A 24,746-nucleotide genomic window follows, 5' to 3' on the forward strand; every position below is an offset into this window, starting at 1 on the left:
CTCAGTCCTCCCACTGGTGCGGGACGAAGACGGGCGCGGCCATCACGACGGCGCGCGGCGGGGTGTCGAGCATCGGGCCGAAGACGTCGAACTGCCCGGCGGAGTGCCAGCTCATCAGCGTCCCGCCGTCGGTCCTGCCGATCGAGTAGACGCCCGTCCACAGCGTGTAGCGGCCGCGCGGCAGCGGCAGCCGGGGGATGACGCAGGCCACCTTGTGGTCGCCGCCGGTCATCCGGATCTCGTGGCTGATCTGGAAGATCGGGCTGGAGGTGCCCTCGCTGACGCCCAGGTGCAGGGTGGCGTCGCCGCGGTAGTCGCCGCCGAGGGTGAGTTCGACGGTGACCGGCTCGTCGGTGTGCAGGGTGGTGTCCTCGGCGTCCTCGCCGCGCACCTCGTACTTGAGCAGCTGCAGCGGTTCGCCGACCCGGGCGGACGCCTCGGACTGGGCCTCGATGGAGTCCCGGTAGCCGGCCAGCGCGTCGGTGATCCCGGCGTCCACCCGGACGGTGCCCTGCTCCAGCCAGACGCCGCGGCGGCAGATGGACTGCACCGCGGGCAGGTCGTGCGAGACAAAGACGATGGTGGTGCCCTGCTCGGCCACCTCGCGCATCCGGTCCAGGCAGCGCTGCTGGAAGACCGCGTCGCCGACCGCGAGCACCTCGTCGACCAGCAGGACGTGCGGCTCCAGGTAGGCGGCGACCGCGAAGCCCAGGCGCATCTGCATGCCGGAGGAGTAGAACTTCACCTGCCGGTCGATCGCGCCGCCGAGGCGGGCGAACTCGACGATGTCGTCGAAGCGCCCGGCGACCTCGCGGCGCTTGAGGCCGAGCAGCGCGCCGAACAGGTAGATGTTCTCCCGGCCGGTCAGGTCGGGGTGGATGCCGGCCCGGATCTCGATCAGGGCGCCGATCCGGCCGCGCACGTCGATCACGCCCGCGTACGGGTACATCACCCGGGTCAGCATCTTCAGCAGCGTCGACTTGCCGGAGCCGTTGGAGCCGATCAGGCCGACCGACTCGCCGGGCTCGATGTGCAGGTTGATGTCGCGCAGCGCCCAGCGCCAGTCCTCGCCACGGTCGCCGCGCAAGCGGCGGGCCATCTGGTCGACCCGGTCGCGCAGCAGCATCCGCTGCTGGTCGGCGCGGAACCGCTTCCAGACCTGCTCGGTGCGGATGGTGCCCAGAGGGTAGTCACGCGACATCGGCGATCCCCGTTTCCAGCTTCTTGAAGACCAGGTACCCGCCGACCAGGAAGACCAGCGAACTGGCCGCGGCGATCAGCGTCATCCGGGCGTCCGGCGCCTCGCCGTACAGCAGCGCCTTGCGGTAGCCCTCGATGACCGCGCCCAGCGGGTTGACGCCGACGTAGACCTCCTGGAGCCGCTGCGGGATCTTGGCCAGCGGGTAGGCGACCGGGGTGGCGAAGACGCCCATCTGGGTGATGATCGGCAGCAGGTGGCGGACGTCGCGCAGGTAGACCACGGCGACCGAGAGGATCAGCGCGATGCCGTAGGTGAAGGCGAACTGGATGCCCAGCAGCGGCACCACCCAGAGGAAGGTCGCGGCGGGGGCCGTCCAGAACACCAGGAACATCAGGCCCAGCACGCCGACGCCGATCACCATGTCGACGGTGGCGACCAGCATGGTGGCGAGCGGGAACACCTCGCGCGGGCAGTACACCTTGTTCAGCAGGCTCAGGTTGTTGGCCAGGCTGAGCGCGCCCTGGTTCATCGTGTTGGAGAAGAACTGCCAGACGATCAGGCCGAGGTAGGCGAACAGCGTGTACGGGACGGCGCCGGTCTCGATCTTGACCGCCCGGTGGAACACCAGGGTGAAGATCGCGCAGAGCGCCAGCGGGGTGAGCACCGCCCAGGCGAAGCCGAGCACCGCCTGCTTGTACCGGGCGCGCAGGTCGCGCTCGGCCAGGGCGCGCACCAACTCCCGCGCCGCCCACAGCTCGCGGGCCACCTGGAGGGGGCGCAGCCGGCGTTTGAAGACCAGTTCGGGCGGCGGTCCGGCGGGCACCGGGGCGCCCGGCGGGGCGGCCTGGCCCCGCGGCTCGTCGATGACCTGTGCGCGCTGTCCCCCCACGGACTCCCGCCCTCCCCGGAGGCTGTGCTCGCCCCTGGTGCCTGTGCCGTCTGTCTGCCGCCGCCGGTTCCGTGCCCGAACGGCCTCCCCCGGCCCCGGGTGCGGGCGGACCGGGGAACCGGGCGCACCGCTGTCGTCGGGGCCGGGCCGCCGGTCCTGCCCGGCCGACCCGCGGACCACAATGACACAGAGTGTGCGGGCCGCGGGCGGGTTCGGTGAAGATTGCGGCAGCTCAGCCCGGTACGGGACGGTTCCGGACCGAACGGCCCGTTCCGGCCAGGGAGTCGGCGGCGGCGACGGTCAGCGGGCGGGCTGCTCGGCGACCAGCCGGTCGAGCGCGGCGGGCATGGCGTCGACGCCGCCGGCCCTGGTCGGCGAGGTGCGGCCGGTGCCGTCCACCACCACGGTGGGCAGTTCGGTGACCTGGTCCTGGGCGAACAGCTTCGGGGCGTCCTCCACCGCCCGGTCCACCTCGGCGGAGCGGTACGCGGCCCGGAACTTCGCCGCGTCGACGCCCTGCCCGGCGGCCCAGTCGGCGGCGGCCTGCTCGGTGGTCAGGCCGGCGTGCTGCTCGCGGACGGCGCGGAACACCGCGGCCTGCAGGCGGTCCACCTCGCCGAGCCGGTCCAGGGCGTAGAACAGCCGTGCGTGCGCCCGCTGTTCGGCCTCGTCCGGGCTGCCGGGCCAGACCGCCGGGACCCGGCGCAGCGTGACGTCCGCCCGGTGCTCGGCGGCCCAGCGGGTGAGCGGCTGCTCCAGCAGGGCGGAGTGCGAGCAGTTGTACCAGAAGAACTCGACCGCCTCGTGGGCGCGTTGGACCACCGGCGCGGCCGCGGGCGGGGCGGCCTGCTCCAGCGGGGCGACGGCGGGCGACGGCGCGTGCTGCTGGGTCGGTGCGGACGGCCGGGCGGCGCCGAACTGGCCCCCGAGGGAGGGCAGTTGCTGGCCGGCCGGGCCGAGCGGCAGCCGGGACGGGGCGAGGCCGGACGCGGCCTCGGCGGCGGTCGGGGCGGCCAGCAGGCCCCCGGCGACGGCGAGCAGGACAGTGGTTCTGAGCAGCGACTTCACCCCGGCAGCCTGGCAGGCGGGGCGTGCGGCGTTCCAGGAGATCGGGCCCCGGTCGGCGGGATTCGCCGGATCGGAGCAATGCCGGGGCGGTGCGGCGGCGGCGCGGCTCGAACGTCCGTCGGGCGTTCGAGACCCTCTCCGGACGCTCCCCCGCGGGCCGGTGGACGGGCGCGCCCCCGGACGGTTCGCCCGACCGCCGGGGGGACCGGCCGTCGGGGGGCGGCCGCCGGGGGGCGGATCGGCCGCCGCCGTACCGTGGGACCCATGACGAACCGTGAGTTCCTGGTGCTGACCACCACCCACGAGGACGAGACCCTGGCCCGCGAACTGGCCGCCGCGGCGGTGCGCGAACGCCTGGCCGCCTGCGCGCAGGTGTACCCGGTCCGCTCGGTGTACTGGTGGGACGGCGAGGTGCAGGAGGGCGCCGAGTGGCGGATCGACCTCAAGACCCGGGCCGAGCTGGCCGAACGGCTGACCGCGTTCCTGGTCGAACGGCACCCGTACCAGACCCCGGAGGTGATCGGAGTGCCGGTGGCCACCGGCTCGGCCGGCTACCTGGACTGGGTGGCGGCCGAGACGGCCTAGCGGGCGACCTCGCGCAGCAGCTGCTGCCAGCCGGTGGTGACGGTGTCGAGGTCGAAGTGGGCCAGTGCGCGGGCCCGGGCGGCGGCCGCGTACGGGGTGCGGTCGGCGGCCAGCAGGGTGCGCAGCGCGTCGGCGAGGGCCGCCGGGTCGCCGGGCGGGACGAGCAGGCCGCCCTCGCCGGGGCGGACCACGTCGGAGACCCAGCCGACGTCGGTCGCCACCGCCGGGAGGCCGGCCAGCGCCGCCTCGATCAGGACGCCCGGGACGCCCTCGGAGTCGCTGGTCAGCAACAGGAGGTCCGCGGCCCGGTAGAGCGGCGCGGGGTCGGCCAGCGGGCCGAGCGGGTGGACCCGCGGGCCCGGGGCGAGGGTGGCGCGCAGCGGGCCCTCGCCCGCCAGCGCGAGGTGGGTGTCGGCGGGCAGCAGGGCGTGCGCGGCCAGCGCCAGGTCGGGGCGCTTCTCGGGGCTGAGCGCGCCGACCCAGGCGATCAGCGGGCCCCCGGCCGGCAGGCCGAGTTCCACCCGGGCGGCGGCCTTCTCGGCGGGGCCGGCGGCGGGCCGGAAGCGGTCGGCGGGGCGGGCGTTGGGCAGGGTGCGCAGCCGGCGGGCGGGCAGCCGGAAGCGGGTGCGCAGGACGTCCGCGGCGTGCGGGGAGATCGCGGCGACGGCCGCCGCCCGGTGCAGGAACGCGCCCACCCGCAGTCGGCGCAGCGGGTCGGCCGTCCAGTGCCGGGGGTCGCCGATGTTGACGTACACGAAGGGGGTGCGGGCCCCGAACAGGCCCAGCGCGCACGCCTGCAGGGTCGAGGAGCCGTGCGCGACCACCACGTCGGCGTCCCGCGCGCGGGCGCGCAGGGCGCGCAGGGTCGCCGGGTGGTGCCGGGACGGGCCCAGCACGGGGACGGCCGCCCCGGGGTCGGCGTCGGGGTGCGGGTGCAGCGCGGCGAGCGCGGAGGACTGGCCGCGGCGCGCCAACTCCCGGTGCAGGTCCAGCGCGAGGCGCTGCGCGCCCCGGGCCCTGGGGTCGGTGATGACGTGGAGTACCCGCGGGTCGGCCATGGCGCCGAGCGTACCGGGAGAGGCCCGTCAGGGGCTCGGGGAACGGCGGGTCCGTGCTGCTGACGGCCGGAGCCCATCGGAGTGTCCGTGCTGCTGCGTGTCTCGAACAGAACCGGAAGCAGACGCGCGCTCCGGCAGTGCACCGTCAGCAGCCACGGACTCGCCGTTCCCCGAGCCCCTGGATGCACGCTTTGCCGAGCCACTGATTTCGCTTTCGGGGGACGTGGGACGGGTCGGGCTGGGATGCTGATGCGCGGTCAGGGGGTGGCCCGGGCGAGGGGGGGTTGGCGCGGTGCGCGTGGTGTACGTGATCGACAGCGTGAGTCGGGTGGGCGGGGCGGAGCAGGGGTTGGTGGCGATGGCGCCGCTGCTGGTCCGTTCGGGGGTGGATTTGCACGTGGCGTTCCTGAAGGAGTCGCCGGGCGGGTTCCAGGAGGAGTTGCGGGCGGCGGGCGCGGGGGTGCACCCGGTGCTGCGGGGGTCGCGGGGGGCCCGGGTGGCGGGGTTGCGGGCGGAGTTGCGCCGGCTGCGGCCGGACCTGGTGCACACGACGCTGTACGAGTCGGACGTGCTGGGCCGGACGGCCGCTCTCGGGTCGCGGGTGCCGGTGGTGTCGAGCCTGGTGAATTCGGCGTACGGGCCGGAGCACCTGCACGCGCGCGGGCTGAACCCGTGGAAGGTGCGGGCGGCGCAGGCGGTGGACGCGGTGACGGCGCAGGGGGTGCGGCGGTTCCACGCGTTGACGGAGCACGTGGCGGAGGTGATGGCGGCCCGGTTGCGGGTGTCGCGGCGGCGGATCGACGTGGTGCCGCGGGGGCGGGACCCGCTGCTGCTGGGGGCGGTGACGCCGGAGCGGCGGGCCCGGGTGCGGGCGGGGCTGGGGTTGGGCGAGGAGGTGCCGGTGGTGTTGGCGGCGGCCCGGCAGCAGTACCAGAAGGGCTTGGACGTGCTGGTGTCGGCGTGGCCGCGGGTGCGGGCGGCGCGGCCGGACGCGGTGCTGCTGCTGGCGGGCAGCCGGGGGGCCGAGACCGGGCGGCTGGAGGAGTTGGCGGCGGCGACGGGGGGCGTGCGGTTCCTGGGGCCGCGGGACGACGTGTTCGACCTGATGGCGGCGGTGGAGGCGTTCGCGGTGCCGTCGCGCTGGGAGGGGTTGGGGAGCGCGGCGATGGAGGCGATGGGGGTGGGGGTGCCGCTGGTGTGCGCGGACGTGGCGGCGCTGCGGGAGACGGTGGGCGGCGGGGAGGAGTGCGCGCTGCTGGTGCCGCCGGAGCGGCCGGAGGCGCTGGCGGGGGCGCTGCTGCGGGTGCTGGAGGAGCGCGGGGAGGCGCTGGTGCGGGCGAAGGCGGCACGGGCGCGTTTCCGGTCCGGGTACACGTTGGAGCGGGTGTCGGCGCGGATGGTGGAGTTCTACGGGCGGGCGCTGGCCTGACCGGGCGCGGGCGGCGGGGTTCTCCGGGCGCGCACCGGCCCGGCGGGGTGCGGGCGGGCGGTGGCCGAACCGTCGGGCGGGTGGCGGCCGGTCCGGCGGGCGGGCGTTTGATGACGTCGCGTCAGTTCGCGTGCGTGCGTCCTGATTCCGACCAACAGCAGGTGTCAGTATGGCCAAAGTGCTTGCGCCGCAGGTCCGGGGCGGGAAGCATCGATCGCAGGGGAGGGCCGTGGGGGCGGCCTTGTACGTTCACTTTTCTGCCGCTGCCGCTGCCGTCGCCGGAGGCGCCCGCGGCCCGGCCGTACCGATGCGCGCCGCCCGCGGGGGCGGGGTGCGGCCGTGGGGCGCGTGGGCTCCGTGACGAGGCGAGGGGAACCAACCGGTGGAACCGGCAAATCTGTTCACCGTCCTGCGGCGGTACTGGCGGCTGTTGGCGGCCTGTACGGTCGCCGCGCTGGTCGTGGGTTTCCTGCTGACGCCGGCCGGTGACGCCGTGGACAACGGCAAGTGGCAGTGCAAGGTGGCGATCACCCCGGTCGCGGGCGCGGCGGACACCGTGCGGGCGGACCAGGTGCTGTCGTACGCGCAGGGTTCGGCGGTGACCACGGCGGCGGCGCAGAAGCTGCACGTGACGGACGTGGCGGGGCTGACGGCGCGCCGGACGGTGGCGGCGGAGTCCACCCAGATGCTGCTGTTCACCACGACCGGTCCGACCCAGGCGTCCTGCGTGGAGCTGGCGGCGGCGCTGTCCGAGGCGACGATCACCGGGTACGCGCAGGAGTCGAAGAAGAGCGCGGACGAGTCGATCAAGCGGCTGCGGACCCAGGCGGACGCCCAGCAGTCGCAGCTGGACGACCTGCAGAAGGCGTCCAGCAAGGCGAACGCGAGCGATCAGGCCAAGCTGCAGCCGCAGTTGTCGACGGCGACGGCGGCGCTGACCAAGACCCTGGGGGCGATCGCCGACCTGCAGAACTACAGCCAGACCGACGCGATCCAGCAGTGGGGTTCGATCGACGCGAAGGAGCTGGGCGGCAGCCTGCTGTCCTCGCCCTCGCGCGGGGTGCGGCTGACGCTGGCGGTGGTGCTGGGCCTGGCGCTGGGCGTGGTGGCGGCGCTGATGCTGTCCCGGATGGACACCCGGCTGCGGACCCGGGACGGCACCGAGGAGGCGTTCAACCTGCCGGTGATCGGCGAGATCCCGCGGCTGTCGCGGCGGCTGCGGCGGCTGCGCGAGCCGCTGGTGACGGCCCGGCCGGAGGATCCGGCGACCGAGGCGTTCCGTTCGCTGCGCTCGACGCTGCTGCTGACCGGCCCGGAGTCGCTGTCCGCGCAGTTCGGGCAGGGCGGGCTGGACCCGGACGACCGGCGGGTGCGGCGGGCGGTGGAGCCGGCGCCGGTGGTGCTGGTGATGTCGGGGCGTTCGGGCGACGGGCGGACCACCACGGTGGCGAACCTGGCGGCGGCGCTGGGCGAGACCGGCCGCCAGGTGCTGGTGCTGGACTGCGACTTCCGGCAGCCGGAGCTGAACGCGCACTTCGGGATGGACGAGGGCCCGGGCATGGCGGAGCTGCTGTCCGGCGAGCAGCTGACCGACCCGGTGGACCTGATCCGGCAGACCCGGGTGCCGAACGTGGCGATGATCGCGGGCGGGCACGCGACGGCGTACCCGGCGGCGCTGGTGCTGCGCGCCGGGGAGGTGCTGGCGCTGGCCCGGCGGCACGCGGACGTGGTGCTGATCGACTCCTCGCCGCTGCTGCACGCGAACGACGCGTACGACCTGGTGCAGCACGCGGACGCGGTGCTGGTGACGCTGATGGCGGGCAACGTGCGCCCGGAGGAGGCGGACCGGGTGTCCGAGCTGCTGGCCCGCACCGGGGTGCCGGTGGCGGGGGTGGCGCTGCTGGGGACGGAGGTCGCCACCGGGCGGCGCAACCGTTCGCTGCGGCTGCCGGGCCGGCTGGGCGGCCGTCCGGCGCTGGGCCCGGAGCCGTCCCGGCCGGCGCTGCCGCGTCCGGAGCCGGTGGAGCGGGTCGCGGAGCCGCGGCGCCCGGAGCCGCGGCGGACCGAGCACCGGCGGGTGGAGCCGCACCGGCCCGAGCACCAGCGGCCCGAGCACCAGCGGGCGGACGGCGGGCGGCGCGGCGAGCCGGTGTACGGGTCCGCCGAGCCGGGCGGTCGGCCCGACGGGACGACGAGTTGGGGCCGCCGCCCGGTGGAGCTGCCGCCGGAGGAGCCGGTGGAGACCACCATGCAGCTGCGGCTGGGCGAGGACCGGTGACGGGGTCGCGGGCCAGGGTGCTCTGGCTGGCCAAGGGCCTGGGCCGGGGCGGCGCGGAGCAGTTGCTGCTCAACTGCGTGCGCCACGCGGACCGTTCGCGCTACGACATCGAGGTGGCGTACGTGCTGCCGCACAAGGACGCGCTGGTGCCGGCCCTGGAGGCGGCGGGCGTGCCGGTGCACTGCCTGGGCGGCGCGCCGGGGCGGCGCTGGCCGCTGCGGCTGCGGGCGCTGCTGGCGGAGCGCCGCTACGACCTGGTCCACACCCACATGCCGGTGCCGGCGGTCGCGGCCCGGCTGCTGCGGCCGGGCGGCGGGCGGCGGCCGCGGCTGGTGCACACCGAGCACAACCTGTGGGAGCGCTACCGGCTGCCGACCCGCTGGGCGAACGCGCTGACGTACGGGCGCAACGACGCGGTGGTGGCGGTGTCGCACGCGGTGGCGGCGGGGGTCGGGCGGCGCCGGGCGGGCGACTGGCTGACGGTGGTGCACCACGGCCCGGACCTGGGCGGCGCGCCGTCCGGTCCGGCGGCGCGGCGCGCGGCGCGGGCCGAACTCGGGCTGCCCGAGGACGCGTTGGTGGTCGGCACGGTCGGCAACCTGACCGCGAAGAAGGACCAGGCGACGCTGCTGGCGGCGTTCGCGCTGCTGCGCGACAAGGAGCCGGACGCCCGGCTGGTACTGGTCGGATCGGGGCCGCTGGAGGCCGAGTTGCGGGCGCGGGCGGGTGACGGCGTGCTGTTCGCGGGGATGCGTGCGGACGTCCCGGCGCTGCTGCCGGGCTGGGACGTGTTCTGCCTGAGTTCGCGCCAGGAGGGCCTGCCGGTGGCGCTGATGGAGGCGATGGCCTCGGGGCTGCCGTCGGTGGTGACCCGGGTCGGCGGCATGCCGGAGATCCTGGACGACGACGTGGAGGGCCGGCTGGTGCCGCCCGGCGATCCGGCCCGACTGGCCGACGCGCTGGCCGAGTTGGCCGATCCGGTGCGGCGCGGGCGGATGGGCGCGGCGGCCCGGGAGCGGGCGGGGTCCTTCGACGTGGCGGGCGCGCAGCGGGCGATCGAGCGGGTGTACGCGCGGGTCCTGGCGAACTGAACCGACTGTGGTGGGGCGTAGTCCGGAGGGGACGAGCACGACGTGGGTGGCGAACTGACGTACCGCGGGCTGGAGTCGGCGGACGTGCCGGCGGTGCTGGAGCTGTTGACGGCTTCGCTGGCGGGCGGCCCGACCGGGCGGCGCAGCGCGGAGTTCTTCGACTGGAAGCACCGGGAGAACCCGTTCGGGTCGAGCCCGGGCCTGGTCGCGGTGGCGCCGGACGGGCGGGTGGTGGGGGTGCGGCTGTTCCTGCGCTGGTGCTGGCGCGGGCGGGACGGCGGCGGGGAGGGCGGCCGCGAGGTGCGGGCGGTGCGGCCGGTGGACACCGCGACGCACCCGGACTTCCAGGGGCGCGGGATCTTCCGCCGGCTGACCACCGAGCTGCTCGAACAGGTCTCCGGTGACGCCGAGTTGGTGTTCAACACGCCGAACGGCAACAGCCTGCCGGGCTACCTGAAGATGGGCTGGCGGGAGCTGGGCCGCGTCCCGGTGGCGCTGCGGGTGGCCCGGCCGGTGTCCTTCGCCCGGGGCGCCCGGGCGGCGCTGTCCCGGCGGCCCGGGCCCTCGGGGCCGCCGCGCTGCGAACTCCCTTCCGCCGCGGACTGGTTGGCCGACCCGGGCGCCCGGCGGGCCGGGCAGCTGGCCGAACTGCTCGCCGAGCGCGAGCGGGCCGACGCGGCCGATCCGCGGCTGCACACCGTGCGCACCGCGCCGTACCTGGCCTGGCGGTACGGGGCGGCGCCGGGCCTGGACTACCGGGTGGTGAGCGTCGAACGGGGCGGCGAGCTGGTCGGGTTGGCGTTCGGGCGGCCGCGTCGGCGCGGACCGCTGGCCGAGTTCACGCTGGCCGAGCTGATCGTCCGCCCGGGCGACCGGGCCGCGGCGGCGCAGCTGCTGCGGGCGGCGGCGTCCTCCGGCTGCGACCACGCCGCCACCCACCTGGCCCCCGGCACCGAGGCCGCCGCGGCCGGGCTGCGGTCGGGCTGCGTGCGGGCCCCGCGCACCGGCATGGTGCTGGCCGCCCGCACCCCGACCGGCCCGCTGTCGGCCGAACGCTCGCTCGCCGACTGGCGGTTCAGCCTCGGCGACCTGGAGGTCTTCTGATGGCGGCACTGCTCGCCGGCTTGCTCCGCCCGGCCCGGCGGGCCCGCTCGCGTCCGCCGGGCCGCTCGCTGGCGCCGGCCCGGCTGCGCGGGTCCCTGCGGCGCGGCCGGCTGACGCTGCTGGCCTGGGCGGTGGTGCTGGGCTACGTGACGGTGTTCGTGCTGGCGATGGTGCACACCACGTACGACACCTGGGGAGCGCTGCTGGTGGCGCCCGCGCTGATGGCGATCGGCACGCCGGTGCTGGCCCGGGTCGCGGCGGCCAACCCGGAGCGCGGGGTGTTCAAGCTGCTGATGGTGGCGATGGCGGCGAAGCTGGCCTGCGCCTTCCCCCGGTACCTGATGGCGTTCGTGCTGTACGGCGGCGCGGCGGACGCCAAGATGTACCACCAGAAGGGCTCCGAGCTGGCCCGCTACCTGACAACCACGGACTTCACCGCCGGGCTGCACTACGACCTGGGGATGAAGGTCGCGGGGACGGGCTTCGTCATCATCGTCACCGGCGTGGTCTACGCGGTGACCGGGCCGACCCTGGTGGGCGGCTTCCTGGTGTTCTCCTGGCTGGGCTTCTGGGGGCTGCTGTTCTTCTGGCGGGCGCTGCAGATCGCCTTCCCGGAGGCGGACTCGCGGCGCTACGCGAAGCTGGTGTTCTTCCTGCCCTCGCTGCTGTTCTGGCCGTCCAGCATCGGCAAGGACGCCTGGATGATGTTCTGCCTGGGCCTGACCACGTACGGGGTGGCCCGGCTGCTGGACCGGCGGTTCGGCGCGTTCGCGTGCATCGCGCTGGGCTCGCTGGGCACCGCGATGGTGCGGCCGCACGTGACGGTGCTGGCGGGCGCGGGCCTGAGCGTGGCGTACCTGCTGCGGCAGCGGCCGCGGCAGGTGTCGGCGCTGGGGCCGCTGCGCACGGTGCTGACGGCGGCGGTGCTGGCGGTGGGCGTGGCGCTGATGCTGCAGCAGGTGTCGACCTTCTTCGGGACGAACGGCACCGGCGGGGACGCCGTCAACCAGGTGCTGTCGGAGACCTCGCGGCGCACCTCGCAGGGCGACTCGGTGATCAACGCGGCCACCGCGGACGAGCCGGCGCCCGCGTTCAGCCTGAACCCGGTGAAGCTGCCGATGTCGGTGGTGAGCGTGCTGTTCCGGCCGTTCCCGTTCGAGGCGTCGAACGTCCAGAACCTGATCCAGTCGGTGGAGTGCTTCGCGCTGCTGGTGATGTTCGTCCGGGCCTGGCCGCAGCTGGCCCGGATCCCCAAGCTGTTCGTCCGGCGCTCGTACGTGGCCTTCGCCGTGGTGTACACGCTGCTGTTCTGCTGGGCGTTCTCGACCATCAACAACATGGGCATCCTGTCGCGCGAGCGGGTGCAGGTGCTGCCGCTGGTGCTGGTGCTGCTGGCGATCCCGAAACCGGCCCAGGCCGGGCCGGTGCGGCGGCGCAGACCGCCGCTGTGGCGGGCCCAGCCGGGCCAGTGGGGCGCCGCCGCCCGATCAGGGCCCGAGCTTCCGGTCGCCGTCGGCGCTCCGGATCCGTCACGAACCCAGGGGGGCTCGACCTCATGACGACCGACCAGAACCGCCCCGCCGTCCTCGGCGGTGCGCCCGCCTTCCCCGACGGCCTGCCGCTGACCCGCCTGCGGGTGCCCGACCGGGACGGGCTGCTCGGGCGGCTCGGCGAGGTGCTGGACTCCGGGATGCTCACCAACGGTCCGCGGGTGCGCGAACTGGAGGAGCGGGCGGCCGAGTTGATGCGGGTTCCGCACGTGGTGGCGGTGTCCAACTGCACGGCGGGGCTGATGCTGGTGCTGCAGGCCGCGGGGGTCGGTGGGGGCCGGCCGGTGCTGATGCCGGGGTTCACCTTCTCGGCGACCGCGCACGCCGCGCACTGGGCGGGCGGCAGCCCGCTGTTCGCGGAGGCCCGGGAGCGGGACATCACGCTCGACCCGGCCGACGCCGAGGCCCGGCTGAAGGCCGCCGACTCCCCCGTCGCGGTGATGGCCACCCACGTGTACGGGACGCCCTGCCAGACCGAGGAGCTGCAGCGGGTCGCCGACGCGGCCGGGCTGCCGCTGGTGTACGACGCGGCGCACGGCCTGGGTTCGGCGCGGCGCGGCGTGCCGGTGGGCGGCTTCGGCCTGGCCGAGGTGTTCTCGATGAGCCCGACCAAGGTCGCGGTGGCGGGCGAGGGCGGCCTGGTCGCCACCCGGGACGCGGCGCTCGCGCAGACCCTGCGCACCGCCCGGGACTACGGCAACCCGGGCGACTACGACACCCTGTTCCCCGGCCTGAACGCCCGGATGAGCGAACTGCACGCCACCGTCGGCCTGACCTGGCTGGCCGGGCTGCCCGAGCGGGTGGCCCACCGGGGCGCGCTGGTGGCCGAGTTCGCCCGGGCCGCCGCCGGGGTGCCCGGCCTGCGGCTGGCCCTGCCGGAGGAGGGCGACACCTCGACCTTCAAGGACCTGACGCTGATCCTGGACGCCGGGGAGTTCGGCCTGGACAACCGGCAGCTGGCCGCGGCGCTGAAGGCCGAGGGCGTCGACACCCGCCGGTACTTCTTCCCGCCCGTCCACCGGCAGCGGGCGTACGCCCACCTGGGGCAGGCGGAGGAGCTGCCGCGCACCGACCGGCTGGCGGCCTCGGTGCTGACCGTCCCGCTGTGGTCGCACATGGACGCGGCGACGGTCCGCCGGGTCGCGGACGCGGTGGTGCGTGTCCAGCCCTTCGCGGCGGAGGTCCGGGAAGCCCTCGGGGAGGGCGTCACGCCCGCCTGAGCGATCCTCGCAAGGCGGTTCGGCCGTTAGTCGGATCAGGTGAACTCGGTTGGACCGCAGGGAGGTTGGGGGGTCAGGATGGCCGTCATGTTCAAGGGATTCCGCAGCTTCCTGCTGCGCGGCAACGTCGTCGACCTCGCGGTCGGCATCGTCATCGGCGCGGCCTTCACCGCCGTCGTCACCGGTTTCGTCGCGGCCTTCCTGACCCCGCTGATCGGCATCGCCTCCGGCGCGGTCGGCGACTTCAGCAAGGAGTCGTTCACCGTCACCGGGGTCACCTTCCCGTACGGCGCGTTCCTCCAGGCCCTGATCAGCTTCGTGCTGGTCGCCGCGGTGATCTACTTCGCCGTGGTGATGCCGGTCGGCCGACTGCAGAACCGTTTCAACCCGGTCAAGGACACCCCGGTGGCCAAGGCCGACTGCCCCGAGTGCCTCAGCACCGTCCCGGCCGCGGCCACCCGCTGCGCCCACTGCACCAGCGAACTGGCCGGCCGCCCGGGCTTCCCGGCCCAGGCCGCCGCCGCGGCCGCCCGCTGAGCAGCCACCGCAGCACCCACCGCACCACCCCGGCCCGGACGGCTCCCCGCCGCCCGGGCCGGGCCCGTTCCGGGAGCGTTCGGGGGCCGTTCACCGGCCGTTCCGGGCGGCGCCGCGGCGGTCTGGACCACCGCCGGCTTAACGGAACCTTGGCGGAGCCTTTCCGGCGTCCGATCGGAGGCTTTTGTCCGGCACCGGGTGAGCGGGTGGTGCACGGACGATGGATCCGGGATGACCGAAACGCGGTCTCCTTTCGCCCAACTCTGCCCGACAATGCCCGATTTAAGCGAGCGAAGAGTCTGTAAACAGTTGAACTCCAGGCCGTTCCGCTCTCCTCAGCAGGCACGTTGTGGGCTTACGGTATGCCCCATGACCTCGCCCCGCTCCTACGACGGAGTCGGCTACCCCTCTCCGTCCTTCTCCTCCGGCACGCCCATCTACGACAGCTTGGTCGCAGAGCGCGGCATCCCGCAGATCGCACCCATCAACGTGCCCCCGGCCCTCCCGGCCTCCTCCTGGTCCTCCGCCTACGGCAGCGGTTTCGGCACCGGCTTCGACTCCCCCCAGTCGAACCTGCCCGCCCTGCCCCCGGCCCGCCTCGCGCTCGGCCCCGGCCCGAGCAGCGCCCCGGCCCCGGCCCCGGCGCCGTACATCCCGGCCCAGCCCGGCTACCAGAGCGCCCCGGTGCAGCCGCAGCCCGGCTACGCGAGCGCCCCGCAGGGCTTCCTGCCCGGCCAGCGCCCGGCCGCTCAGTTCCAGCCGCAGCCCGCGCAGGGGTACCCCGCCCCGCAGGCCCCCGGCAACGGCTTCGCGACCGCGCCGCAGAGCTTCACGCCGACCTTCAACTCGCAGCAGTTCGGCGCCCAGCCGGCCCCGCAGCAGCAGTCGTTCGGCGACCAGTCGTTCGGCGGCAACACCCTGCGCCCGGCGGCGGCCCCGCAGCAGTACCCGCAGTACCGGCAGTACCCGCAGGCCGGCTGAGAACCCCTCGTAGGGGGGCAAGGTCACCACGCAACGACGCGTTTCTCTCCCCCACACCGCCCGCCCGCAGCACCGCCGCCCGTCCCCGGACCCCACCGGACGGGCAGCCCGCCCGGACAGGCACCGCACGCCCCGCCGCTTCCCCGCCTCCCGGCTCCCCGCCGGGGCGCGGGGAAGCGCCGTACCGGGCCGGCCGCGCGCCTGGCAGGATGGTCGGCATGCCGCGCCTCGCCTCGCTCCACCTGTACCCGGTCAAGTCGATGTACCGGCTCAGCCCGCCGTCCGCCGAGGTCCAACCCTGGGGCCTGACCGGCGACCGCCGCTGGATGCTGGTGGACGCCGACGGCACCGCGCTCACCCAGCGCGACGAACCCTCGATCGGGCGGTTCCGCCCCGTCCCGTCCGCCGACGGCGCCTCGCTCACCCTCACCGGCCCGGACGGCGCCGTGCACACCCTGGCCGCGCCCACGCTGGCCGCCGGCGCCCCCGAGACCACCGTCAGCGTCTTCGGCACCGCCTTCTCCGCCGCCGAGGCCACCGGGGAGACCTCCGCCTGGCTGGCCGAGCGGCTGCCCGCGAAGCTCGGCGGGGTGCGGCTGGTGCACCTGGACCGCCCGGCCACCAGCCGCCCGATCAACCCGGAGTACGCCGCCCCCGACGAGACCGTCTCGATGGCCGACGGCTTCCCGCTGCTGCTCACCACCACCGGCTCGCTGGACGAGCTGAACGCCCGGATCGCCGACGACCACCCCGGCGACCCGGTCAAGGGCGCGCCGCTGCCGATGGAGCGCTTCCGCCCCAACCTGGTGGTCTCCGGCACCGCCGCCTGGGCCGAGGACGGCTGGCGCCGGATCCGGATCGGCGGCCTGGAGTTCCGGGTGGTCAAGCCGTGCGGGCGCTGCGTGGTGACCACCACCGACCAGGAGAGCGGCGAGCGGCGCGGCCCGGAGCCGCTGCGGGCGCTGGGCCGGCACCACCGCTTCGGCAAGAAGCTGGTGTTCGGCCAGAACCTGGTGCCGGTCCGTCCGGCCGGGGCCGGGACCGCGGACGTGCTGGGGGCGCTGGCGGTCGGCGACCCGGTGGAGGTGCTGGAGCGGGCCCCGGCGCCGCTGCCGGACCGCCGCTGACCCGGCCCCGGCGCCGCTGCCGGACCGCCGCCGACCCGGCCCCGGCCGGGTGCCGTCAGCTCCGTGCACCCGGAACCACCCCCCGTTCCGGTCGTTGAACCGGGCGCCGGACCGGGACCGGACCGAGGCGGCGGACCGGGACCGGACCGAGGCGGCGGCCCGCCGGGTCCGCCCCGCGCGCTACGGTGGGGCCGATCGCGCAGCGTCTCGACGCAACCGACGCAACGACGAAGGCGGGGATGACAGATCGCCATGGGTGAGCTCAGGGTCCGGGTCACGCAGGACAGCGCCTCGCGTTGGCGCCGCCGCGGCGGGGAGTACGCCACGCTCCGCGAGGCCCTGGAGGTCGCCGAGCCCGGTGACACCCTGACGGTGCGCGCGGGGACGTTCCGCGAGGCCGTGCTGGTCGACAAGCCGGTCACGCTGGTCGCCGAGCAGGGCCCGGGCAGCGTGCGGATCTCGCCCCCGGAGAGCGCGGTGCGCGGCGGCACCGCGCTGACCGTGACGGCGGCCGCGACCGTCCGCGGCCTGGTCGTGGAGGGCTCCGACCGCTCGACCCCGGCGGTGCTGCTGACGGGTGCGGACGGCGCGGTGCTGGCCGACTGCCGGGTGGAGACCTCCTCCGCGGTGGGCGTGGAGCTGGCCGACGGGGCCCGCGGCCAACTGGTCAACTGCGTGGTGGAGAACCCGTCCGGGCTCGGGGTGCGGCTGCGCGCCCGGGCCCGCGCCGAACTGCTGGACTGCGAGGTGACGGCGGCCGGGCAGAGCGGGGTGGCGGTGCTGGCCGGCTCCCGGCTGCGCGCGGAGCGGCTGAAGGTCCGCCGGGCCGGCGGCGCGGGCGTCCTGCTGGCCGACCCGGGGACGCTGGCGGAGCTGACCGGCTGCGAGGTGTCCGAGGTGCGCGGCTCGGGCGTGCAGGCCGAGGCGCAGGCGGTGGGCCGGCTCACCGACTGCACGGTGCACCGGGTCTCCGGCAACGGGCTGAGCCTGGACACCGGCGCCGAACTGGAGCTGTCCTCCTGCCGGATCCACGAGGTGCCGGAGAACGCGGCCGACCTGCGCGGCGGCTCCAAGCTGACGCTGCGCCAGGTCACCGTGCACGGCTTCGGCCGGGGTGCGCTCTCGGTGTGGGACGGCGGGACGAAGGTGCTCGCCGAGGGCTGCCGGTTCCACTCCGCGCAGGGCGACTACCCGGCGCTGTGGGTGAGCGACGGCGCCGCCCTGGAGCTGGCCGACTGCGCCCTGGACGACCTGCCCGACGCGCTGTTCGTCCTCGACCAGGGCTCCTCGGCGGCCGTCCGGGACTGCTCGTTCACCGGCATCCGCTCCTCGGCGGTGTCGGTCAGCGGCGGCGCGGCCGCCGACCTGGCGGGCTGCCGGATCCAGGGCGCGGGCACCGGCCTGTGGTTCCGCGACCACGGCTCCGGCGGCCTGCTGACCGACTGCGAGATCGCGGACGTGGCCACCGGCGTGATCGTCACCAAGGGCGCCGACCCGGTGCTGCGCGACTGCACGGTGCGCGGCGCCGGCGAGGCCGGGGTGTACGTGTCGGCGCAGGGCCGCGGCGAGTTCGAGGAGGTCCGGGTCTCGCAGGGCGGCGGCTTCGGCTTCCACGTGATCGACGGCTGCCGGACGAAGCTGGTGCGCTGCCGGGCCGAGCGCAACGCCCGGGCCGGGTTCGAGTTCTCCGAGCCGGGCCCGGTCGCCGAGGGCTGCACCTCGGACGACGCGGCGCCGCTGCCCGCGCTGCCCGCCGTCCCCGGCGTCCCGGGCCCGGCCGGCCCCGCCGCCCCGGCCGCTCCCCCGCTGGCCACCCTGGTCCAGCTCTCCTCTTCCGCCCTGCCCGCCGCCGCCGTCATCGCCCCGATCCCGGACTGCCGCCCGGCGGAGGTGGCGCTGGCCGAACTGGACTCCCTGGTCGGCCTGGCCACCGTCAAGCAGGAGGTGCGCACCCTGATCGACCTGATCTCGGTCGGCCGGGCCCGCCAGCGCGCCGGCCTCAAGGCGCCCTCCCCGCGCCGCCACCTGGTGTTCACCGGCGCCCCCGGCACCGGCAAGACCACGGTGGCCCGCCTCTACGGCGAGATCCTCGCCTCGCTCGGCGTCCTGCAGCGCGGCCACCTGGTCGAGGTGGCCCGGCTGGACCTGGTCGGCGAGCACATCGGCTCCACCGCGATCCGCACCGCCGCCGCCTTCGACCGGGCCCGCGGCGGCGTGCTGTTCATCGACGAGGCGTACGCGCTCGCCCCCGAGGACGGCGGCCGGGACTTCGGCCGGGAGGCGATCGACACCCTGGTGAAACTGATGGAGGACCACCGGGACGAGGTGGTGGTCATCGTGGCGGGCTACACCGCCGAGATGGAACGCTTCCTGGCCGCCAACCCCGGCCTCTCCTCCCGCTTCTCCCGCACCGTCACCTTCCCCGACTACACCGCCGACGAACTGCTCGACATCGCCCGCGCCCAGGCCGCCGAACACGAGTACCGCCTCTCCGACGCCACCGAGTCGGCCCTGCTCGGCCACTTCACCGCCATCGACCGCTCCACCGGCTTCGGCAACGGCCGCACCGCCCGCCAGGTCTTCGAAACCATGGTCGAACGCCACGCCTCCCGGGTCGCCCACCTCCCCTCCCCCACCACCGAGGACCTCCAACTCCTCGTCCCCGCCGACCTCCCGGGCGCATAGCCTCGAACGGCGGGAAGCTCATCCGGGGGCCCCTGGACGCGCACCCCCGGCGGGGCTCCGTTCAGGCCAGTCGGACCAGGGCGGTGACGGTGACCGCGACGAGCACCACCAGGAGGAACGGGGCCCGGCGCCAGAGGGCCAGGGCGGCGGCGGCGAGGCCGGCGGCGCGGGCGTCGAGGGTGAGGTGGTGGCCGTGGGTGAGGGTCTGCTGGGCGGTGAGGGCGGCGAGCAGGGCGACGGGGGCCAGGGTGGCGAAGGTGCGCACGGCCGGGCGGTCGAGGAGGCGGCCGGGGACGCAGAGGCCGAGGAGTTTGAGCAGGTAGCAGCCGGCGGCGGTGGCCAGGAGGGCGGTCCAGACGGTCATCGGGCGGCCCTCCCCCGGCGGACGGCCAGTGGCACGGCGGCCAGGGCGAGCAGGACGGGGACGCCGGTGGGCAGCAGCAGCGTCCCGGCCAGGACCAGCAGGACGGCGGCGGCGGCCACCCGGCGTTCGTGCGGGTCGCGCAGCCGGGGGGCGAGCAGGGCCAGGAAGACGGCGGGTCCGGCGGCGTCCAGGCCGTAGCGGGCGGGGTCGCCGAGGGCGTCGGCGCCGAGCGCGCCGAGCAGGGTGGTGAGGTTCCACAGGGCGAAGATGCTGACGCCGGTGGTGGTGAAGCCGAGGCGGGCGGTGCGCCGGTCGGGCTGGGCGAGGGTGACGGCGGCGGTCTCGTCGATGACCAGGTGCGCGGCCAGCGGGCGCAGCGCGGACGGGAGTTGGAGGCGTTCGGCCAGTCGCATGCCGTAGAAGGCGTTGCGGACGCCGAGCAGCAGCGCCCCGGCGACGGCGGCCACCGGGGCGGCGCCCGCGGCGAGGGCGGCGACCAGCGCGAACTGGCTGGCCCCGGTGAAGAGCAGCAGGCTGAGCGCGCAGGTCTGGGTCACGGTCAGGTGGGCGCCGGCTCCGGCCGCACCGAAGGCGACCCCGGAGATGCCGACGCTGACCCCGACGGTGAGGGAGTCCCGGAGTACGGCCCGGGTGGGCCGTGCGGTGGGCCCGCCGGTGCCGGGCGGTTGGGTGGTGACGGTCATGCCCCCACGGTGGCGCGGGCGGGCGCCGGGGGTCTTGTACGTTCCTGCACGGCCCGGCGGTAGGCCCCGGGCGGGACGCCGACGCTGCGGCGGAAGTGCCGGGCCAGGTGCGCCTGGTCGACGAAGCCGACGGCGACGGCGACTTCGGCGGGTGGCACGTCGCGGCGCAGCAGCGAGCGGGCGGCGGTGACGCGCTGCTGGTTGAGCCAGGCGTGCGGCGGCAGGCCGTGGGTGTCGCGGAAGGCGCGCAGCAGCGGGAAGGGCCGGGCGCCGACGGCGGCGGCCAACTCGTCCAGGCTGGGCGGGTCGACGAGCCGGGCGTGCAGCAGTTCGCGGGCGCGGGCGACGGCGAGGGCCCCGGCGGGGGCGACCCGCGCGGCGCGGCGGGGTGCGGCGTGGGTGCGCAGCAGGCGGGCGACCAGCAGGCGGAAGGCGGTGGAGGCGGCGAGCGGGTCGTCCCGTCCGGCGGCCCCGTGCACGGCGTGGACGAGGCGGGCCAGTTCGCGGTCGCCGGTGACGGCGGTGGTGAAGGCGGGCGTCCCGGCTCCGGCGGGCCGCAGGTCGGCGGCGGCGTCGAGCACGCTGTCGACGGGCGCGTAGAGCACCCGGTAGCCCCAGCCCTCGGGCACTCCGGCGTGGCCGGTGACGACGATCTCGGGGTTGACGAGCGCGACGGTTCCGGCTCCGGCGCGTTCGGTGCCGCCGCCGTACTGGAACTCCTCGACGCCCTCGGTGATGGCGGCGATCACGTACGTGTCGTGGGTGTGCCGGCCGAAGGCGTACTCGACGTAGCGGGCGTCCAGGAGTTCCACCTGCGGCAGGGCCCGGTGGACGGAGAAGGTGGCGTGTTCTGCGGGCATCTGACCACCAGGGCGGGGAGCGGGTCTCGGCGGGGCGTCAGCAGGTGGAGTGGAAGAGGGCGCCGGTCGGGCGGGTCGCGGCGAGGGCGTGGTAGAGCTCGACGGCGGCGCGGGTGTCGGCGGTGTGCACCTCCGCCCCGGCGGCGGCGAGGAGTTCCAGGGTGGCCGGGTCGATCCGCAGGACGCGGTCCATGCCGAGGGTGAGGACGACCGCCTCGGCGCCCCGGTCGAGGAGTTCCCGCGCGTCGCCGGGCTGGACGCCGGGGACGTGCCGGGTGCCGTGGACGTTCCAGTCCCAGGGGTGGCCGCCGCCCGGGTACAGCACGAAGTCCTTGCCGGGGGCGAGGCCCTCGACCTCCATCAGCCCCCACTCCAGGCGGGTGATCCGCGGCGGGCGGAGGGCCGGTGCCGGGTCGTCAGCTTCGTTCATGGGCGCGATTGTCGCAGCCGCCGGGCGGCGGCGTCACGGCGGTTTCCAGCGGTCGTCCCACCGGCCCGCTTCGGCCCCCGCGCACGGTTCCGACGCCCCGGCCGGGCCGGCCGGCGGTAGCGTGTGCGCGTTCGTTCGTCGCGCCCGGACCGGAAGGCTCATCGGTGGACCATCAGCGCCCCTCCACGGAGGAGATCCTGGCGCGCGTACCGGAACTCGCCCCACACGGCCGCCCGGCCGCCCGGCTGTGGCTCGAACCCGGGGCGCCCGGGCCCGCCGACAGCTCGGTCGGCGGCCCGCTGCTGTGGCCCGCCGACGAGCCGTGGCCGGTGTGCCCGGTCGAGGAGGAGGACGGGCCGCACGGGTGCGGGCCACTGGCGATGGTCCCGCTCGCCCAGTTCCACTCCCGGGACGTGCCCGGCCCGTGGTGGCCCGTGGGGGCGGACCTGCTGCAGGTGCTCTGGTGCCCCGTCGAGCACTGGAACCCGCCGGCCGGTCAGGCCGACCTGTGCCCGGTGGTCGTACTCCGCTGGCGCGATGCCGCCGCACTCTCCGCGGCCGGGACGGCGCTCCCCCCGGAGCCGTCGGAGCACTACGAGGACGAGTTCCTGCCGGAACCGTGCGTCTTCTCGGTGGAGCACCTGACCGACTTCCCCTACCGCGAGGAGCTTCCGCCCGAACTCCGGCCCGCCCTGCAGCAGTTGGTTCGGGACACCGACCCTGATGGCCAGGACGTGATCACTCGGGTCCGCGGCTGGAAACTCGGCGGCTGGCCGACCTGGCACCTCAGCCACCCCAGCACGCTCACCTGCGGGCCCTGCGGAACCCCGATGACGCTGCTCTTCACGATCGCCAGCGACGACACGGCGGGCATCGTCGTCGGCCGCTGGGGCGAGCTGCGGATCTTCACCTGCCCGACCGACCACACGCACCCGCTCACGGCCGACCTGCACTGACGGGCCGCCGGGAACGAGCGGCGACGCGGCCCGGCGGGGTGGTTCGACCGTAGTCCGACATCTGCCCGTATTTCCCCAACTCCGCACCGTGTCAGTCGTGTTGCGAATCGCACGGCTTGCGCGGACCCGGTTGATCCGCGCCGCCGGCTGCTGAATCATGTCCGCGACGGATGGGGGCCGGGTGGACTGGATCCACGGCGTAGCCTACGGGGCGGTCGGCGGCGCACTGATCGAAGCTCTGGTGTTCAACGAACGCGTGCTGGCCTGGCAGGCCGCCCGGCGGCGGGCCCGGGACGCCAAGCGCCGCAAGCTCCCGCAGTTGCGCGATTTTGTGGATCCGTCGGCGGACCTGGCGGCGGCCGTCAGCCGGTTGCTGCTCGGGGCCCTGGCGGGTTGGCTGCTCCACTCCCAGATCACCGGCTTGTACGCGGCCGTGGCCGCCGGCGCCTCGGCTCCCGCCCTGCTGCGGCAGTTGGGGGCCATGCGCTCGGCGCAGGAGGTCGTCCGAGGCGGGAGCCCGGACGCGGGTGAACGGAACCAGAACACCCCGGTGACCGTCCCATCCGCTCCGGAACATCCGTCGTTGCCCGTCCAGCCCCAGGCCGGGGCGACCGGGAAGGTGGGGAGTTGAGTTTCACCCGGCGTTACCTGGACTCCCTCCTGTCCGCCGCACCCCACCCCGTCCCCGGGACGCAGCCGGAGCCGGAGCCACTGCCGGGACGGGCAGTCGGCGGCACCTGGTGGCGGCGCTTCCTGGCGTCGCTGCTCGACGTCCCGGCGGTCGGCGGTCCGTCTTCGCGCGCGGCCCGGACCGCTCCGCCGGAGAGCGGTACCGAAGTCCGTGCGGGAGGTCGGACCCCAGGTCCGACCTCCCGCACCCGCACCGTGCCTGCACGGCCACCGAGGCGTGGAATCCGCCCGGTGGGCACCGTGCGCCCCAGGCGCTCCAGCTCCGGCGAGCTGGTCGTGGCCTACCGCGTGGTGGCCACGGGCAGGAGGTTCCGGTCACGGAGGTGGGTCGTCGCCGGGGCCTGCCTGGCCCTGCTCGTCGGTTTCCTCGCATCGACGAACCTCCGCCCCTCGCGTCCGGTCGTCACCCAGCCCGCACCGTCCGCTTCGGTCTCGCCCATCCCGGACAGCACCTCCGGTGGCCAGATTGACGGCGCCATCCCCGCTCCGGCTCAGTCGGTGGGGAACGCCCCGCCGACCAGCAGCACGCCCGCCCCGCCACCGTGGCGGGGGACGTTGACCTTTCCCCCGCAGCCCGGCCTGGAGAACCTCCCGGTGGTGGCCGCGCCCGCCTTCACGCTCCTGCCGAGGAACGCGCTGTACCTGTGCGGGGCGTGCTCGCCGCAGGTGATCGGTGGCGAGTTCCTCGTCCCCTGGAACGGGACGGACCCGCCGACGCTCGACCAGTGCGGCGCCGCGCTGGAGACACAGCCGGACCGGCCCGGATACGTCCCGCTGCGGTCCGGCCAGACGGGGTGTTTCGCCGATCTCACCGGCGCCGTCGGCTACTTCACCGTGAACAGCACGTCGCCGCTTTCCGCGGACGCGGTCATCCGGCCCGGGTGACCGACCGGCACGCCGGCCCGTTCGCACCGGAAGGGCGGCGCGTCCCGCCGCCGCGCCCGTGGACGCCGACCCGGCCCGGCCGTGCCGGGGTCAGCGCCGCAGCAGGTCGACCACGCCGGTGAGGTCCTCCCCGGCGCTCCCCGCCTCCAGTCGTCGGCGCATCAACGCGAAGTAGGGGGAGAGCAGTTCGGGGCTGACCCGCTGCTCCTCGGCGGTGCGCAGGAAGGTCGGCACGCCGGCCACCTGCATGCCCAGGTTGGAGACGACGCCCAACGCGTAGTCCCCGGACTCCAGTTGGGCGGCGGTCTGGTGAACGGCCGGGGCCATCGCGGTCAGCCAGTCGGCGAGCAGCGGGGCGAGCGCGGAGGGTGCGACGGACTCCCGGCCGATCAGCGCGAAGGCGTGCGCGGCACCGGCGAACATGCCGTACATGGCGCTGAGCAGCGCCACGTCGTGCAGCGCGGCGAACCCCGGGTCCTCGCCGACCCAGCGGGCGCCGGCCGGGACGGCGAGGGTGGCGCGGTGCTGCGCGAAGAGTTCGGGCGAGCCGCTGTAGAAGACGTACCCGCCGGCCTCCGGCACCCCGATCATCGGCGGGACGGCCATGATCCCGCCGTCCAGGTAGCGGGCGCCGCGGGCGGCGGCCCAGGCGGCCCGGTCGCGCGCCTGGCCGGGGGTGCCGGTGACCAGGTTCACCACATCCCGCCCGGTCAAGTCGGCCTCGGCCAGGGCCTGTTCGACCGAGTCGTCGTCCAGCAGGCAGACGACCACCAGGCCGTTGGCGGCGACCGCTTCGGCGGCGCTCGCGGCGACCGTCGCGCCCTCGGCCGCGAGGGTCCCGGCTCGGGCGGCGGTGCGGTTCCAGACGGTCAGCGGGTGTCCGGCGGCGAGCCAGGCCCGACCGAGCGCGGTGCCCATCGCGCCGAGGCCGAGCAGGGTGAGCGGGGTCTTCGGGGCGCTCCCGGGGGTGTGGCCGGTGGCGGCTTCGGCCGGGTTCTCGGTGCGGTGCCCAACGGCGTTCTCTGTCATGACGGTTAGGCTGGTCGCCGGACCG

At 75.6% G+C, this 24,746-nt stretch carries 23 protein-coding genes; 14 read left to right on the top strand and 9 right to left on the bottom strand.

All coding sequences use genetic code 11. The annotated features are described in order from the left end of the window. Position 1: 1 nt before the first annotated feature. The 3 genes from ACWEO5_RS14500 to ACWEO5_RS14510 all read right to left on the bottom strand — a co-directional run bounded on the left by ACWEO5_RS14500 (position 2) and on the right by ACWEO5_RS14510 (position 3,158). The gene (locus ACWEO5_RS14500; RefSeq protein ID WP_452162719.1) at positions 2-1,201 is read right to left on the bottom strand and encodes an ABC transporter ATP-binding protein; all 1,200 of its coding nucleotides are present in this window, start codon (positions 1,199-1,201) and stop codon (positions 2-4) included. After that, positions 1,191-2,090 carry an ABC transporter permease gene (locus ACWEO5_RS14505; protein WP_344551726.1) on the bottom strand — a complete coding sequence of 300 codons (900 nt, stop codon included), beginning with the start codon at positions 2,088-2,090 and terminating at the stop codon, positions 1,191-1,193. The genes ACWEO5_RS14500 and ACWEO5_RS14505 overlap by 11 nt, the downstream gene beginning before the upstream one ends. A gap of 300 nt (positions 2,091-2,390) precedes the next feature. After that, positions 2,391-3,158 (bottom strand): thiol:disulfide interchange protein DsbA/DsbL, encoded by a 768-nt coding sequence (locus ACWEO5_RS14510; protein WP_452162720.1) that lies wholly within the window; start codon positions 3,156-3,158, stop codon positions 2,391-2,393. A gap of 264 nt (positions 3,159-3,422) precedes the next feature. Between ACWEO5_RS14510 and cutA the strand changes: the two genes are divergently transcribed. Next, on the top strand, positions 3,423-3,743 hold the full coding sequence (cutA, locus tag ACWEO5_RS14515) for a divalent-cation tolerance protein CutA (protein WP_452162721.1): 321 nt from the start codon (positions 3,423-3,425) through the stop codon (positions 3,741-3,743). Here cutA and ACWEO5_RS14520 read toward each other — a convergent pair. Further along, complete coding sequence (locus ACWEO5_RS14520; protein ID WP_452162722.1) at positions 3,740-4,801, bottom strand: glycosyltransferase; 1,062 nt, start codon at positions 4,799-4,801, stop codon at positions 3,740-3,742. The genes cutA and ACWEO5_RS14520 overlap by 4 nt on opposite strands. Before the next feature lie 292 nt (positions 4,802-5,093). Between ACWEO5_RS14520 and ACWEO5_RS14525 the strand changes: the two genes are divergently transcribed. The 10 genes from ACWEO5_RS14525 to ACWEO5_RS14570 all read left to right on the top strand — a co-directional run bounded on the left by ACWEO5_RS14525 (position 5,094) and on the right by ACWEO5_RS14570 (position 18,803). Continuing rightward, positions 5,094-6,230: a glycosyltransferase family 4 protein gene (locus ACWEO5_RS14525; RefSeq protein ID WP_452162723.1), complete on the top strand. Its 1,137-nt coding sequence runs from the start codon at positions 5,094-5,096 to the stop codon at positions 6,228-6,230. A 382-nt stretch (positions 6,231-6,612) separates the two neighbouring features. Next, the gene (locus ACWEO5_RS14530) at positions 6,613-8,508 is read left to right on the top strand and encodes a nucleotide-binding protein (protein WP_452162724.1); all 1,896 of its coding nucleotides are present in this window, start codon (positions 6,613-6,615) and stop codon (positions 8,506-8,508) included. Then, on the top strand, positions 8,505-9,599 hold the full coding sequence (locus ACWEO5_RS14535; protein WP_344551720.1) for a glycosyltransferase: 1,095 nt from the start codon (positions 8,505-8,507) through the stop codon (positions 9,597-9,599). Before ACWEO5_RS14530 ends, ACWEO5_RS14535 begins: the two co-directional genes overlap by 4 nt. A 42-nt stretch (positions 9,600-9,641) precedes the next feature. After that, positions 9,642-10,703 carry a GNAT family N-acetyltransferase gene (locus tag ACWEO5_RS14540; protein WP_452162725.1) on the top strand — a complete coding sequence of 354 codons (1,062 nt, stop codon included), beginning with the start codon at positions 9,642-9,644 and terminating at the stop codon, positions 10,701-10,703. Beyond that, positions 10,703-12,262 (top strand): hypothetical protein, encoded by a 1,560-nt coding sequence (locus ACWEO5_RS14545; protein ID WP_452162726.1) that lies wholly within the window; start codon positions 10,703-10,705, stop codon positions 12,260-12,262. Before ACWEO5_RS14540 ends, ACWEO5_RS14545 begins: the two co-directional genes overlap by 1 nt. Beyond that, a complete protein-coding gene (locus ACWEO5_RS14550; protein WP_452162727.1) occupies positions 12,259-13,473 on the top strand; it encodes a DegT/DnrJ/EryC1/StrS family aminotransferase in 1,215 nt (404 codons plus the stop codon). The genes ACWEO5_RS14545 and ACWEO5_RS14550 overlap by 4 nt, the downstream gene beginning before the upstream one ends. A gap of 87 nt (positions 13,474-13,560) precedes the next feature. Beyond that, positions 13,561-14,010, top strand: coding sequence for a large conductance mechanosensitive channel protein MscL (mscL, locus tag ACWEO5_RS14555; RefSeq protein ID WP_344551715.1), 450 nt, complete (start codon positions 13,561-13,563; stop codon positions 14,008-14,010). A 369-nt stretch (positions 14,011-14,379) separates the two neighbouring features. After that, entirely contained in the window at positions 14,380-14,991 is a 612-nt protein-coding gene (locus tag ACWEO5_RS14560) for a DUF6643 family protein (protein ID WP_452162728.1), read from the top strand. 218 nt (positions 14,992-15,209) lie between these two features. Next, complete coding sequence (locus tag ACWEO5_RS14565; protein WP_452162729.1) at positions 15,210-16,118, top strand: MOSC domain-containing protein; 909 nt, start codon at positions 15,210-15,212, stop codon at positions 16,116-16,118. A 252-nt stretch (positions 16,119-16,370) separates the two neighbouring features. Next, entirely contained in the window at positions 16,371-18,803 is a 2,433-nt protein-coding gene (locus tag ACWEO5_RS14570; protein ID WP_452162730.1) for a right-handed parallel beta-helix repeat-containing protein, read from the top strand. Positions 18,804-18,864: 61 nt separating this feature from the next. Here the strand turns inward: ACWEO5_RS14570 and ACWEO5_RS14575 are convergent, their stop codons facing one another. From ACWEO5_RS14575 to ACWEO5_RS14590, 4 genes are read right to left on the bottom strand one after another with little or no spacing between them, the layout of a single operon-like run. After that, the gene (locus ACWEO5_RS14575; RefSeq protein WP_452162731.1) at positions 18,865-19,167 is read right to left on the bottom strand and encodes an AzlD domain-containing protein; all 303 of its coding nucleotides are present in this window, start codon (positions 19,165-19,167) and stop codon (positions 18,865-18,867) included. Beyond that, positions 19,164-19,871: an AzlC family ABC transporter permease gene (locus ACWEO5_RS14580; protein ID WP_452162732.1), complete on the bottom strand. Its 708-nt coding sequence runs from the start codon at positions 19,869-19,871 to the stop codon at positions 19,164-19,166. Before ACWEO5_RS14580 ends, ACWEO5_RS14575 begins: the two co-directional genes overlap by 4 nt. Then, positions 19,868-20,731 (bottom strand): AraC family ligand binding domain-containing protein, encoded by an 864-nt coding sequence (locus tag ACWEO5_RS14585; protein ID WP_452162733.1) that lies wholly within the window; start codon positions 20,729-20,731, stop codon positions 19,868-19,870. The genes ACWEO5_RS14580 and ACWEO5_RS14585 overlap by 4 nt, the downstream gene beginning before the upstream one ends. Positions 20,732-20,768: 37 nt before the next feature. Further along, positions 20,769-21,161 carry an MTH938/NDUFAF3 family protein gene (locus tag ACWEO5_RS14590; protein ID WP_452162734.1) on the bottom strand — a complete coding sequence of 131 codons (393 nt, stop codon included), beginning with the start codon at positions 21,159-21,161 and terminating at the stop codon, positions 20,769-20,771. A 164-nt stretch (positions 21,162-21,325) separates the two neighbouring features. Here ACWEO5_RS14590 and ACWEO5_RS14595 point away from each other — a divergent pair, with 164 nt between their 5' ends. The 3 genes from ACWEO5_RS14595 (at position 21,326) to ACWEO5_RS14605 (ending at position 23,692) form a co-directional block, all read left to right on the top strand. Next, a complete protein-coding gene (locus ACWEO5_RS14595) occupies positions 21,326-22,117 on the top strand; it encodes a hypothetical protein (RefSeq protein ID WP_452162735.1) in 792 nt (263 codons plus the stop codon). A 181-nt stretch (positions 22,118-22,298) separates the two neighbouring features. Further along, positions 22,299-22,748, top strand: coding sequence for a hypothetical protein (locus ACWEO5_RS14600; protein ID WP_452162736.1), 450 nt, complete (start codon positions 22,299-22,301; stop codon positions 22,746-22,748). A gap of 614 nt (positions 22,749-23,362) precedes the next feature. Then, positions 23,363-23,692: a hypothetical protein gene (locus tag ACWEO5_RS14605; RefSeq protein WP_452162737.1), complete on the top strand. Its 330-nt coding sequence runs from the start codon at positions 23,363-23,365 to the stop codon at positions 23,690-23,692. A gap of 90 nt (positions 23,693-23,782) precedes the next feature. Here the strand turns inward: ACWEO5_RS14605 and ACWEO5_RS14610 are convergent, their stop codons facing one another. Beyond that, a complete protein-coding gene (locus ACWEO5_RS14610) occupies positions 23,783-24,721 on the bottom strand; it encodes an NAD(P)-dependent oxidoreductase (protein WP_452162738.1) in 939 nt (312 codons plus the stop codon). Positions 24,722-24,746 lie beyond the last annotated feature (25 nt).

This window comes from Kitasatospora sp. NPDC004272 (assembly GCF_053603035.1).